Annotated in this window: 9 protein-coding genes; 7 read left to right on the plus strand and 2 right to left on the minus strand. The window is 75.2% G+C overall.

The window, feature by feature from the left end:
• Nucleotides 1–549, minus strand: a 549-nt coding sequence (locus tag NBZ85_RS17810) for a hypothetical protein (protein WP_261562263.1), incomplete at its 3' end; no start/stop codon positions are given.
• A gap of 417 nt (nt 550–966) precedes the next feature.
• Here NBZ85_RS17810 and NBZ85_RS17815 point away from each other — a divergent pair.
• The 7 genes from NBZ85_RS17815 to NBZ85_RS17845 all read left to right on the plus strand — a co-directional run bounded on the left by NBZ85_RS17815 (nt 967) and on the right by NBZ85_RS17845 (nt 12874).
• Complete coding sequence (locus tag NBZ85_RS17815; RefSeq protein ID WP_261556321.1) at nt 967–4953, plus strand: AfsR/SARP family transcriptional regulator; 3987 nt, start codon at nt 967–969, stop codon at nt 4951–4953.
• A gap of 5 nt (nt 4954–4958) precedes the next feature.
• Nucleotides 4959–5720, plus strand: a complete 762-nt coding sequence (locus NBZ85_RS17820; protein WP_261556320.1) for a spheroidene monooxygenase — start codon at nt 4959–4961, stop codon at nt 5718–5720.
• Nucleotides 5721–5927: 207 nt separating this feature from the next.
• The gene (locus NBZ85_RS17825; protein WP_261556319.1) at nt 5928–8567 is read left to right on the plus strand and encodes an FAD-binding oxidoreductase; all 2640 of its coding nucleotides are present in this window, start codon (nt 5928–5930) and stop codon (nt 8565–8567) included.
• 201 nt (nt 8568–8768) lie between these two features.
• A complete protein-coding gene (locus NBZ85_RS17830; protein WP_261556326.1) occupies nt 8769–9356 on the plus strand; it encodes a GNAT family N-acetyltransferase in 588 nt (195 codons plus the stop codon).
• On the plus strand, nt 9353–10210 hold the full coding sequence (gene cruF / locus NBZ85_RS17835) for a bisanhydrobacterioruberin hydratase CruF (protein WP_261556318.1): 858 nt from the start codon (nt 9353–9355) through the stop codon (nt 10208–10210). The genes NBZ85_RS17830 and cruF overlap by 4 nt, the downstream gene beginning before the upstream one ends.
• Nucleotides 10207–11376, plus strand: a complete 1170-nt coding sequence (locus NBZ85_RS17840; protein WP_261562264.1) for a glycosyltransferase family 2 protein — start codon at nt 10207–10209, stop codon at nt 11374–11376. Before cruF ends, NBZ85_RS17840 begins: the two co-directional genes overlap by 4 nt.
• A gap of 10 nt (nt 11377–11386) precedes the next feature.
• Nucleotides 11387–12874 carry a phytoene desaturase family protein gene (locus NBZ85_RS17845; protein ID WP_261562265.1) on the plus strand — a complete coding sequence of 496 codons (1488 nt, stop codon included), beginning with the start codon at nt 11387–11389 and terminating at the stop codon, nt 12872–12874.
• 28 nt (nt 12875–12902) lie between these two features.
• On the opposite strand, the gene NBZ85_RS17850 is transcribed toward NBZ85_RS17845, so the two are convergent.
• On the minus strand, nt 12903–13396 hold a 494-nt coding region (locus tag NBZ85_RS17850; protein WP_261562266.1), incomplete at its 5' end, for a hypothetical protein.

Genomic DNA, 13396 nt, shown 5'->3' on the forward strand with positions numbered 1-13396 from the left:
ATCCCCCCGACAGGTATCCCCCGGACCCCCGCCCGGCGCCCGGACCATCCGGGCGACCCGGGTGACCGCCGGGTCGAACAGGTCGGGATCGACCATGACGAGCGCCGTCCCATCCAGGGCGAACCGGATGATGTTGACCTCGCGGTGCCCCACCAGCCCGCTGGCGAACTCGCCGCGGGTCGGCGTGAGCCACCGCAGCTCGCAGCCGTCCGCCAGGCGCACCCGACCGCCGACCCGGTCCGCCACGAAGGCCGCGACCGGCACCCGCCCCATCGGCTCGACGAGCCGCACGCCCCGGCCGTCGAGGTCCGTCTCCAGCACGAACGGACGCCGGGCGGCCATCAGCTCGACCCGCCCCCGCGACGCCCAGTCGGCGAGCACCGCCTGCTCGTCGGTCTCCACCTGTACCTGCGGGACCGCGTTGTGCCGGCTCGCCGAGACGACCCGGAAGACCAGCTCGTGCGGCAGACCGCCGGCCCGCCGCGGGAGGACGCCCGCCCCAGCCGGCTCCGGCCCGGCGGCCGCGGCGAGGGGTCGTGTGCAGGTCACTGGGCGTCCCCCGACCGCTCCGGCACGCGACCCCGGCACCCCCACCGGGGTCGGCGCGCGCCGCGGCGCGCTGGGCCGGCGCGACAGGATCCTTGCCACCGTGATCGCCATGATCCCGACACCTCCACACCACGCCGGCCGACTGCCGACGGTCCGTCGTCCTCTGTTCTCGTCGACCCGAAGTGCACAACAGGAACGTCAACGGCCAATGCACGCACGGTCACACCCGACGTTGAGCGGGCGTTGAGGGACTCCGTGCGCCGCGGCGGCATCGCCGCGGACGGGACCTGACGCGGAACCGACAGCATCTGCCGGGGATCGATGGTTGCCGCGGGTTCCCTTGCGGGCGCACGCTGCGATAAACAGACATCACTCGGGGTCCGTGACGACACTCGGAGCCGTGACGGAGAGGACCAGATGCCCGACCGCGACAGCCTGCAGTTCGCCATCCTGGGGCCGCTGGAGGTCACCGCGGCCGGGACACCCGTCACGCTGGGCGGCGCCCAGCGCAAGATCCTGATGACCGTCCTGCTGCTCGAGGCCGGCAAGGCCGTGCCGATCCCCCGGCTGATGCAGGTGATCTGGGGCGACTCGCCGCCGGAAAAGGCGCTGCGCACGCTGCGCACCCACGTCAGCGAGCTACGGCGGGTGATGGCGGACGACAAGCCGCCGCGGGTGCTGCTCCGCAAGGGCGCCGGCTACCTGCTCGACGTGCGGGCGGAACAGATCGACGCCGAGCGGGTGCGGCGGCTGCTGGCGCAGGGCCGCCGCGCGGTCGACGACGGCGACCCCGTGAGCGCGATCGCCCCGCTGCAGGAGGCCCAGTCACTGTGGCGGGGACCGCCGCTGGCCGACGTCGCCGATCATCCGTTCGCGCACGGCTACGCGGTGGCGCTGTCCGAGCTTCAGCTCGACGTGGCCAAGACGCGGATCGCCGCCGATCTGTCCCTGGGTCGGCACCGGGAGGTCATCGGCGATCTGCGGATGCTGGTCGACCGCCACCCGCACGACGACGGCCTGCGCCGGGAGATGGTCGTCGCCTTCTTCCGGGACGGCCGGACCGAGGACGCCGCCCAGGCCTGCCGGGACGGTCTGGAGGCCCTGCACGAGCGCGGGCTGGACTCCCCGATACTGCGCCGCCTGCAGGAGGACGTGCTGCGCGGGGCACCGAGCCTCGCCTGGGCTCCGCCGCGATCACTGGGCCGCCCCGCCCAGGTCGCACCCGCCGGTTCCGGCAGCTACCAGCTGCCACCGGACGCCCCGGAGTACACCGGGCGGGACACCATCCAGGCCCGGTCGCACGCCGTGCTCACCGATCAGACGGCCCTGGCCCGAGGCACCGTCACGGCGGCCTTCGCCGGCAAGGCGGGCGCCGGCAAGACCGCCCTGGCCGTGCACATCGCGCACCGCATCCGCGCCGGGTTCACCGATGCCCTGTACGTGGACCTGCGCGGCACCAGCGAGCCGTTGGAGCCGTCGCGGGTGCTCGCCCGGTTCGTCCAGGCGCTCGGGGTCAGCCGGGCTGCGGTACCGACCGACGCCGACGACCTGGCGGAGATGTACCGGGAGCTGCTCGCCACCCGCAAGGTCCTGATCATCCTGGACAACGCGGCGGGTGAGGCGCAGCTGCGCCCGCTGATGCCGACGAGCCCGGGCTGCGCCGTGCTCATCACCAGCCGGTCTCGGTTGCCCGGGCTCACCGTGCCGTACTGGATGGTCGACGTCCTCATCCCCAGCGACGCGGTGGAGCTGCTGTCCAAGGTGGTCGGGGCGGCGCGGGTCGAGGCCGAGCCCGAGGCGGCGCGCGACATCGTCGGCCTGTGCGGGTACCTGCCGCTGGCGATCCAGATCGCCGGGCGCAAGCTGGCGGCGCACCCGCACTGGCGCCTGGCGCGCCTGGCCGGCCGGCTCGCCAACGAGCGCGACCGGTTGTCCTGGCTGGAGGTCGGCGACCTGGAGATCCGGGCCAGCTTCCTGCTGAGCTACGAGGGTCGCCCGGGCGATGAGCAGCGCGCCTTCCGGCTGCTGTCGCTGCCCGCGGTCAACGACTTCGCGCCGTGGGCCGCCGCGGCCGTGCTCGACGTCGATCTGGACGAGGCAGAGGACGTCGTGGACCGCCTCGCCGACGCGCAGCTGCTGGAGCGGCGCGGCGTCGACGCGACCGGCACGGAGCGCTACCGGTTCCACGACCTGCTGCGGGTGTTCGCCCGGGAGCAGGAGACCGGCGTCGGAACCGCGATCGGCCAACCGGCAGCGACGGCGACGGCCCACCCGGGGTCCCTGGGCGGGGAACCGGCGGGGGACGGCCGCACCTTCGGGCCCCCGGCGGCCGCGCCCGTAGGTGGCGCCGGCGCCGGCGCCGTGAGTGGCCCCGGCACCAGCGACGCTGCGGAACTCCAGGATCCGCCGGCGATGTCCGGTGAACACCGAGCGGCGCTGAGCCGACTGCTGTACGCCTATCAGGTGATGCTGCGTGAGGCGGTCGACACCTTCAGCCCCGGGCGCGTCCGGACCCTGTCCGCCGACGGGCCGGACGCCGGCTTCGCCGCGCAGGCCGCCGCCCGGTTCGCCCGCGCGGACCTCGCCAAGGTCGTCCGCCGGCCGATGGTCTGGTTCGGCGGGGAGCGCTCGAATCTGCTCGCCCTGATCGAGCAGGCGCAGGCGACCGGGCTCGATCAGCCGACCTGGCTGCTCGCCGCCGAGGCCGCGGAGTTCTACGCGTTCGCGGCGCACTGGAGCGACTGGGCGCGAACCCATGCCCTGGGCCTGGCCGCCGCCCGCCGCACGGGGCACCGGCTCGCCGAGGCCGAGCTGCTCACCAGCCTTGGGGAGCGGGAGATCATCCTGACGTTCGAAGAGGCGTTCTGGCGGCTGGACTCCGCCGGGAACGACCCGGACGGCGAGCCGGGGGACGAGTCGGGGGACGAGCCTGCGGTGGCGGTCACCCAGGATGCGCTCGAGCGCCTGACGTTGGCCACGGACCGCTTCACCCGGGCGCGGGAGATCTTTGCCGCGTTCGGCGCGGAGCTGGGCGAGGCGCGGGCCGTGCGCGGGCTCGCCGACGCCTGCCGCGGCCGCGGCGAGTTCGCCGCGGCGCTGACCCAGTTCGAGACCTGCCTGGGGACGATGCGACGGACCGGGGCCCGCCGCATCGAGGCGGAGACACTGGTCTCGGTCGCCATGACCCACGGCGACCGCAAGGAGCTCACCGACGGCATCACCTGCCTGACGATGAGCCTGTCGATCGCCCGGGAGCTCGCCAACCGGCCGCTGGAGGCGCAGGCCCTGCGGCGGCTGGGCGATCTCTACCGCTACCGGCAGCGCCCCGAACAGGCCCTGACGGCCTACACCGAGAGCCTGCCACTGCTGGCCGAGCTGCCCGATCCGCTGTGGGAACCGCGCGTGCTGGTGCGCCGCGGTGACATCCTCGCCCAGCTCGACGACTCCCCCGCGGCCCGGCGCTCCTGGCAGCAGGGCATCACGCTGCTGCGCCAGCTGGGCTCACCGGAGCTGGTCGCCGCCGAGGCGCGGCTGACCGCGCCGGTCACCACCGAGCCGACCCAGTTCACCGGCGGCCGGCTGCTCGGCGCGTTCGACCCGGCCTACTTCATCAGCCGGGTGACTGCTTCGCGGCGCAGCGTGCGGTTACTGAACACGTGGACGGACCTGGTCTCCGCGCCGCACCGGGACGCCTTCACCAGCGCGGTACTGACGGCGGTCGACGCCGGGGCGATCGTCCAGATCCTGCTGCTCGACCCGGATTCGCCGGCCGCGGCGGCGCGAGCCGCCGACCTGTCGCACCGCGTCGACGTACCCGCCGAGATCCGGGCGAACCTGCTGGTCCTGGACGGGCTGCGGGAGCGGCTCACCTCGGTCCTGCGTCCCCGCCTCGCCGTTCGGCTCTACGCCGAGCAGCCGCTGACGACCTACCATCGCTGGGACTCCGGCGCGCTCGTGTCGAGCTTCCCGGTCGGCTACTCCTCCGCCGCCGCGGCCCAGCACGAGGCGACGATCTCCTCGACCCTCGTCCAGTTCGTCGAGCAGCATTTCGAGCGGTTGTGGAGCCCGTCGGGCAGCACCGCCCTGGACGACTACCTGCGCGTGCCGTTGCAGGTAGTCCGGGCGGACGCCGGCACGCTCGACGTGCGCGCCGAGTTCGTCCGCCTCGACGGGGCGGTGTACATCGCCGCCCCGGAGCTGGCCGCGTTGCTGCGCAGCGGCGGCCCGGATGGCCTGGTCTCGGTGGTGGCGGGCAACGGCCGGCACGCGCTGTCCGGCATCGGCCACGCCCGGCTGGTCCCCCTGCGGGACGACGCCGGCGCCGGGGTGGTGGCCACGGCCTTCACGCAGAAGTACGGGGCCGTCCGCGACGGCCTGCTGCGACTGTCTTCGGTGCGGAGTTGAACACGATGAACCCGGCCAACCCCGCCTCCCTGCTGGTGACCGTCGACTTCTGGCGGGTTCCCCGCCGCCGGATCGGCCACGCCCTGGCCCGGGTGGCCACCGACCGCTCCGCACTGCGGCACGTCTCCGGGCTGACGTTCGCCAAGATGCTCGGGACCGGCTCGGCGAGCAGTCTCGGCCTGCGCGGCGCCGACCCCTGCCAGTGGGCGATGGTCGCCGTCTGGGAGACACCGTCGGCAGCACGATCGTTCGAACGCTCCGCGCAGGTGCGGGCCTGGTCGACGCTGGCAGAGGAACGGTGGCGCATCGACCTGCACCCGCTGTCCTCGCGCGGGCGGTGGTCGCGGCGGGAGCCCTTCGGCGACCCGGCGGCCGCGGCCGGGCCAAGCGCGACCGCCACCGGCACGAAGGTAGCGGTGATCACCCGGGCCCGGGTCACCGCCCGGCACACACTCGCCTTCCGCCGGGCGGTCCCACCGGTGGTCGCGGACCTCGCCCAGGCGGAGGGACTGCTGTTCGCGGCCGGCATCGGCGAGGCGCCGGTCGGCCTGAAGGGCACGTTCAGCCTCTGGCAGGACGCGGTGGCACTGCGCCGGTTCGCCTACGGCCGGCCGGCGCACAGCGAGGTCGTCCGCCGCACCCCCGAGGTCGGCTGGTACAGCGAGGAGCTGTTCGCGCGGTTCGCGGTCCTCGGCTCCCGCGGCACCCTCGGCGGGCGTGATCCGCTGCTGGCCCTGCTCCCCGACCCCACGTTGACGGCGCATTGAAGATTTCGGTCCGGCCCGGCCGCCCCGGCCCGGCAACGGGCTCGGCGGTTTTGACAACCCGTTGACGGGCGTCCGTCACCGTGGGGAGGTCCGGCGGTGAACCGGATGAGCCAGCCCGACGAATCGGATGAAGCGAACCGCATGCCGATGCCCTGTGGTCCAGCGCCACACCCCTCGGTCCCCCACGAGCAGGTCCCCCACGCGCCGATGTTTCACACGTGGGCCCCGCGCCGCCGGGTGCTGATCGCCACGGCGGTGAGCGCCCGCGTGGCGAACCTTCTCGCCCGGGCCGGCACCGCGGTCCTGCGCCCGGAGCTGGCCGCCCGCCCGGCCGAACTCGCCGACGCACTGGTCGAGCTGCGCCCGCACACGCTGGTCATCGGCGCGAACGCGGTGGACGCCGCCGCCCTGGGGCGATGGGCCACGGCGGTCCGCGCGGGCCCGGGGCGCTGCGACGCGGACCGGGAGCTCCTGCTCGTCCGCCGCGGCACCTCGCTGGCCGCCGTCGACACCCTCGCCGCCGCCCGGATGCGGATCGAGGTACGCAACACACCGGAGGTCAACGCCCGCCACGTCGCACGGTTCATGGTCGACCGCCTGTTCGAGCCCGCGGATTCGGAGCAGGCGACTTCTCGGGAGCAGGCGACTTCTCGGGAGCAGGCGCCGCGGCGGGCGGGCGCCCTCGGCCTGATCGGCGCCGGCAACATCAACGGGCGGGTGGCCCGAGCCGGCGGCGCGCTGGGCTGGCGTCTGGTCGTGCACTCTCCTTCCCTCGCCACCGATCCCACGTCGGTGGCCGCCTGGGCGCGGCACCACCGGCTGCCCCTCGACCGGGTGCGCGTCGCCCGGGCGGTGGAGGAGGTCCTCGAGGCGGCCGACATGGTCGCCGTCGCCGTGCCGCTCGTCCATGCGGGGCAGTGGGCGAGCGCCGGCATGCTCGACGAGCGGCAGCTCAAGGCGTTCACCGGCGAGCGGATCGTCTCGGTCAGCGAGCCCGAGGTGTTCACCGAGCGTGCCCTGCTCGACGCCTACGACCGGCGCGATCTCACCGTTGTCCTGGACAACGCCCCCCGGCTGCTCGCCCCGGTGCGAGAGCTGCTGGCGGCGCGGATCGGCGGTGACGGCGGCGCCCCGCGGCCCGGGTTCACCCTGTGCTCCGCGGCGATGCGCTCCGCCGCCTGCGACGACGACCTGGATCAGGCCATGCTCGCCGTGGTCGGCCGGGCGGATCTGGACGAGCTGACCGGTGCCGACCTGCTCGGGCCGGAACATCCCCGATCCGACCGCACCGACCGCACTGGGGCACGAGGACGAGGACAAGGACAAGGACAAGGACGAGCCGATCATCCCGGCACGGGACGGGACACCGACCGCCGGGTCGACGAGGACCCGGTACAGGACGATCCTGCCGCGGGCGGCCACGGCGTGGTGGTCGTCGGCGGCGGGATCGTCGGGCTCACCACCGCGCTGCTGCTGCGGCTGCGGGGGCATCGGGTCCGGGTGCTCGATGCCGCGCCGGCGGATCGCCGTGACCCGGACCGGCAGGGCACGACGTTCGGGGGTGCCAACGCGCGGCATCTGTCGGCGACCGAGACGCTGCCGTCGGCGACCGTGGGCCGCGACGGCGTCCTCCACCGAGACCCGGCGAACGGCGGCTGGCGGCTGCGCGACCCCGCCTCGCTGAGCCCGGTCGAGCTCGCCTGGGCCGAGGCGTTCGACCGGCGTACCGACCGGCCGGGGCTGCACGCGACGGCCCAGGACCTGGTGATCGCCCTCAACCGGCTGGGGCTGCGCGGCTGGGAGCACCTGTTCGCCGTCGACGGCGCCGGTTGGCTGGCCGGCCTGCGCCGGGACGACCGGCTCGCCCGGATCTACCTCGGCGCCGCCGACCTCGCCGCAGGCGAACGGCTCCAGCGCGCGGCGGGCACCGGTGCCGTGCGCCTGCCCGCCGAGGTGCTGGCCCGGGACTGGCCAGGCCTGGGCTCCTCGGTGCCGCTGCCAGGCGGCGTGCGGGAGATCTCGGGTGCGGTCGAGGTGGACGGTTACGCCGTCAACATCCACGATCTGGCGACGGCGCTGGCCGGGCGGCTCGCGGATCTCGGCGTCGAGGTCCGTGCCGGCGCCCGGGTGCGGGGACTCGGTCCGGGCCAGCCCTCGACGAACGGCGGCTCCGGAGCCGGGAGCGGTTCGGGTGGGTGGCCGGGCCCGGGGGTTCGGCTGTGCCTCGATGACGGCTCCGAGCTGTCGGCGGATCGGATCGTGATCACCACCGGGGGTCGCGACCTGGATCGGCTGCTCGGCGCCGGCTGGTCCGGGGCCGGTGCGGTGGCGAACCTGCTCGGTCTTTCCCTGACCCTGCCGAACCCCGGGTTGCACCGCCCGGTGAAGATCCACGCCGACGATCCCCTCGGCGTCATGAACATCACTCTGTCCCCCGACGGCACGCTCATCCACGTCAGTAGCGGTTTCGGCTATCTGGGCCGGGCCGGGCGCCAGACCGCCACGGCGGGGATCACCGCGCTGCGGGCCGTCGCCGAACGGGCCATCGCCGGCCTGTTTCCGGGGCTCCGGCGGGCCGACGGCGGCCTCGACGTGCGCGACGTGCGCGTCTGCGAGCGTCCCGCCACCCCGGACGGGCTTCCCCTCGTCTGCGCGGCGCCGGGCCACGCCGGGCGGGTCCTGGTGGCCGCGGGGACGAACGCGGGGGGTGCGGTGCAGGCACCGGCGGTCGCCGTGCTGGTCACGGATCTGCTCGACGGAACTCCCCGCGGCGCGGGCCTCGCACTGGCAGGCGACCGGACCGGCCTGCCACACATCCCAGATTGGACGCCCTGCGCATCAGAGTGATGACGTTGCGTGGCAGGCACTCCCGTCGACCGGCGCGCCTTGCAAGGATCGCGTTATCGTCGAGCAACGTGACGGTGCGCCCCGCCCTCCTGGCTCGCCAGACCCGCTCGCGGGACCAGGATCGAGGCGCCGTGGGACGGACAGGAGGCGACGCCGGTGACCGACGGGGACGTGACCGTGGTCCGCTGGTCGCCCAGCAGCATGCGAGGCCGCCTCGATGACGTGATCGCCGTCTACAAGGCCGCGTTCCTCGATCATCACGAGGCCGACCCCGTCCGGGCCGCACGGGACCGGGCTCTGCACGCGCGCCGCCACTTCGACCGGCGCGACCTGCGCGCCGTCGCCGCCGTCACCCCCGACGACTCCCTCGTCGGCATCACCTACGCGCTGCCCGGCCAGCCCGGTCAGTGGTGGCACGACGTCGTCGTCGACGCGGTCGCGGCCGGCTCGGCGGCCACCGCGGCGCACTGGCTCGACGACTGCCTGGAGATTGTCGAGTTGCACGTGCTGCCCGCCTACCAGGGCCGCACGATCGGCCGCCAGCTCCTGCGGGAGCTGCTGCGCGACGTCCCGCAGCGGACCGCGGCGCTGTCCGCGCTCGAACCCGCCGGCAGCCGCGCGCGCCGTCTGTACGCCAGCGAGGGATTCGTCCCGCTGCTGTCGGACTTCCAGTTCCCGGGGACCCTCACCCCCTACGCGGTGCTCGGCAAGGAACTGCGGGGCCCGTCCACCATCAGCCCCGACGGCGAGCTCGCCGGCGACGCCGGCCAGCCTGCGCCCGTGCGGTGACTCTCCACGGCCCGGCGTTCACGGCGCTCGGGTCGGCCCGGCCCGGTGGCCGGGGCATCCCGGGCGAACCGCCCACGCACCGGGCGCTGGCTTGGGGATGGATCCTGGTACTGGCCACGGTGGCGGCGCAGATCCCCTACCCGCTGGTCGACGGCACCGGGCGCAGCGCGCTGTCGGTCGTCGCGGTGCTGCTCCTCGCCGTCACGTCGGCGGTGCACGCCCTGGCCACCCGCGGCCCGCTGTGGACCGCCGGCTACCTCGCCGTGGCCGTCGGCGGGGGGCTCATCGTGGAGATACTCGGGGTCCACACCGGTATCCCGTTCGGGCGCTACGCCTACGGCGGCTCGCTCGGGCCCCGCCTGCTCGGCGTCCCCGTCGTGGTACCGCTGGCCTGGGCGATGATGACGTATCCCAGCTACGTCCTGGTGCGGCGGCACCGGCGCACCCCGGTCCGCGCCGCCGTCCTCGGCGGCCTGGTGCTGGCCGCCTGGGATCTGTTCCTCGACCCGCAGATGGTCACCGCCGGGCACTGGCGGTGGCTCGGCGGCGGCCCGGCGCTCAACGCGATTCCGCTGACGAACCTCCTCGGCTGGCTGCTGGTCGGGACGGTCATGACCGCCGCCCTGCTCGCACTGCCCGACCCGGCCGACCGTGCCCGCCGCGACGAGCGCATCCCGCTGGCCCTGCTGGCCTGGTCCTACCTGTCGTCGGTGCTGGTGAACCTCGCCTTCTTCGACAAGCCGGGCGTCGCGCTCGCCGGCGGCGTCGCGATGGGAGCAGTACTGGCCGTGGCCCTGCGGCCCTGGCACGCCGACCGGTCACCGGACACTCCCGAGCCGCGCGGACATCCGTGACATCCGTGACGGCGGTGGCAGCGGTGGCAGCGGTGCGGGCGGGCGCAGTACGGGTGGCGGCGGTGGCGTCCGCGGGCATCGCGGTGCACACGGTGGTCAACGCCCGGCTGCTGCGAGTCGCACCGCCGGCCGGCGCGGTGGCGGAACGCGTGTCCGTGATCCTGCCGGTCCGCGACGAGGCTGCCCGCCTGGACGGCGCTCTGGCGGCCCTGCTGGCCGCTCGGGGCGTCCCCGACCTGGAGATCGTCGTCTACGACGACGATTCCACCGATGCCACCGGGGGGCTCCTCGCCGCCTGGGCACGGCGCGACCGGCGGATCGTCGCGCTGCATGGCGCCGGTCCACCGCCCGGCTGGCTGGGCAAGCCGCATGCCTGTGCCCGGGCCGCGGCCGCCGCGACCGGCACCGTGCTGGTCTTCGTCGATGCCGACGTGACGCTCGCCGCAGACGGGCTGGCCCGAGCCGTCCTGCTGCTGCGCGACAGCGGATTGGACCTGGTCTCGCCGTATCCGCGCCAGGTCGCGGCGAGCCCGGCCGAGCGGCTCGTTCAGCCGCTGCTGGCATGGTCGTGGCTGGCCCTGCTGCCGCTGCGCGCGGCCGAGCGGTCCCCGCGGCCGTCGCTGGCCGCGGCCGGCGGCCAGTTCCTGTGCGTGGACGCGGCGGCGTACCGCCGAGCCGGGGGGCACACCGCCGTCCGCGACCAGATCCTCGAGGACATCGCCCTGCTGCGGGCCGTGAAACGGTCCGGGGGACGCGGGGTGGTCGTCGACGGCACCACCCTGGCGACCAACCGGATGTACGACGGCTGGGCGGAGCTGCGCGACGGCTACGCCAAGTCGCTGGCCGCGGCCGGCGGGCACCCGGCGGCGAGCGCCGCCCAGGTCGGGCTGCTGTGGTGGTTGTTCGTCCTGCCGGCCGCCGCGGCGGTGTGCGGCTCGGGCGCGGGGCTGGCCGGCTACCTCGCCGGGGTCGCCGGCCGGCTGGTCGCCGCCCGCCGCACCGGCGGGCGGAGCTGGCCGGATGCCGCCGCCCACCCGGTCTCGGTCGGCCTGCTGGGATACCTCACCGCGCTGTCATGGTGGCGGCGGCGGCGCGGCACCGCGACCTGGAAGGGCCGACCGGTCACCGCGGCCCCGCCGCGGCGCGGCCCGCGGGCCGGCTCGTAGAGTCGTCGCCGTGGCCCGGGTGGTGGTGATCGGCGCCGGGGTGGGCGGGCTGGCCGCCGCGGCCCGCCTCGCTGCCGCCGGGCATGACGTCACCATCTGCGAGCAGTCGTCGCGGATCGGTGGGAAGCTCGGCTGGTACGAGCGGGACGGCTACGGCTTCGACACCGGGCCGTCCCTGCTGACCATGCCCGGTGTGTTCGAGGACCTGTTCACCGCGACCGGCGGGCCGCTGCACGCGGAGCTGGACCTTCGCCGCCTCGACCCGATCGCCTCCTACCGGTTCGCCGACGGCACGACGCTGGCCGCGCACGCGGACGACGACACCTTCGCCGCCGAACTCGACGAGCGCCTCGGCGCCGGCGCCGGCAGCGACTGGCGCCGGCTGGCCGACCGGGCGGCGCGGGTGTTCGATGCCGCCGAGGAGCCGTTCCTGTCCAGCCCGGTGCGCGCCGGCGGGCTCGCCCGGCTGGCCTGGGCCTCACCCGGGGACATCGCGGCGGTCGCACCCGGCCGCAGCCTGCGCGGCCTGGGCCGTAGCTACCTGCGCGACCCGCGCCTGCGGATGATGCTCGACCGCTACGCAACCTACTCCGGCTCCGATCCCCGGCGCGCCCCGGCCGCCCTCGTGTCGGTCGTGCACGCCGAACGCCGCTTCGGCGGGTGGTACGTGCCGGGCGGGTTGCGCCGCCTCGGCGAGGCGATCGCACGCCGCGCCGAGGACCGCGGGGCCCGGGTCCTGCTCGACACCCGGGTACTGAGGGTGACCCGCACCCCCGGCGGCCGGGCCGACGGGGTGCGCCTCGCCGACGGCAGCCAGCTGCCCGCCGACATCGTCGTCGCGAACGTCGACGCCGCCGCGCTCTACGGAGAGCTGGTGGACGACCGCCGCGGACGGCGCCGCGTCCAGCGGGCCACCCGGTCGATGTCCGGATTCGTGCTGCTGCTGGCCCTGTCCGGGCGCACGCCGGGGCTGGGCCACCACACGGTCACCTTCCCCGCGGACTACGACGGCGAGTTCGATGCGGTGTTCGCCGGGCGCCTCGCCGAGGACCCGGCGGTCTACCTCGCCGTCCCGACGGGCCCGGCCTGCGCGCCGCCGGACTCCGAGGCATGGTTCGTCCTCGTCAACGCCGCACCACACGCCCCGGCGGCGGGGCGGCCCGACGTGCGCGGGCTGGACTGGGACCAGCCGGGCCTGGCCGACGGCTACGCCCGGCACCTCCTGGACGTCCTCGCCGCCCGCGGGTTCGACGTGCGATCCCGGCTGCGGTGGTACGAGACGATCACCCCGGCGGACCTGGCGCGGCGCACGGGCTCGGTGGGCGGGTCGATCTACGGCGGGTCGTCGAACGGAGCCCGGGCGGCGTTCCTGCGCCCACCGAACGCCGCCCGGGTGCCGGGCCTGTTCCTCGTCGGCGGGTCGGCCCATCCCGGCGGCGGCCTGCCGCTGGTCGTGCTGTCCGCCGGCATCGTCGCCGGGCTCGTCGGGCCGGCCTGAGCGCCCCGACTCACCCGGCGCCCGCGATCTACAGCCCGGCGCGGACCAGCGTCACCGCGGTGACGCCGGAAACGTACCGGCCGCCCTTGGTGTCGCCGGGGGCGGTCAGGCGGGGGCCCTCCTTCGCCAGCGACACGCCGTCCTGGGTGACGGCGAGCAGCGCCTCGGTGCCGGCGAAGCCGGGGTCGATCTCGCCCCACGAGAGGACCGACTCGTAGCCGTCGCTCGCGTGGATGACCGCGGCGTAGCGCAGCGCGTCGTTCTTCACGTCGCTGCGGAACGTCGGCTTGGCCGCCTGCAGGACGTCGTAGAGCGTGGGGCCGGTGTAGGTGTGGGTCTGCGGGCCCGCCCCGCTCTGGAAGGTCACCGTCTGGGTGTGCTGCGGGTACTTCGCGGCGAGGTCGGCGACGCTCAGCTGCTGCAGGTGCGGCGTGATCCGTCCGAGGAGCAGCACCCGTCCCGGCAAGGTGGGAATGAGACCCGCAGCCGTCCCGGCCGGGGTGGCGGCCGGGACGGCTGCGG

It is taken from the genome of Frankia tisae, from assembly GCF_025403405.1.
In the GTDB taxonomy this organism is placed as follows: Bacteria; Actinomycetota; Actinomycetes; order Frankiales; family Frankiaceae; genus Frankia; species Frankia tisai.

Bases quoted from the DNA above. Each gene is read 5' to 3' on its own strand.
- NBZ85_RS17815 (WP_261556321.1), top strand. From the start codon at position 967: ATGCCCGACCGCGACAGCCTGCAGTTCGCCATCCTGGGGCCGCTGGAG.
- NBZ85_RS17825 (WP_261556319.1), top strand. From the start codon at position 5,928: ATGTTTCACACGTGGGCCCCGCGCCGCCGGGTGCTGATCGCCACGGCG.
- NBZ85_RS17830 (WP_261556326.1), top strand. From the start codon at position 8,769: ATGCGAGGCCGCCTCGATGACGTGATCGCCGTCTACAAGGCCGCGTTC.
- NBZ85_RS17820 (WP_261556320.1), top strand. From the start codon at position 4,959: ATGAACCCGGCCAACCCCGCCTCCCTGCTGGTGACCGTCGACTTCTGG.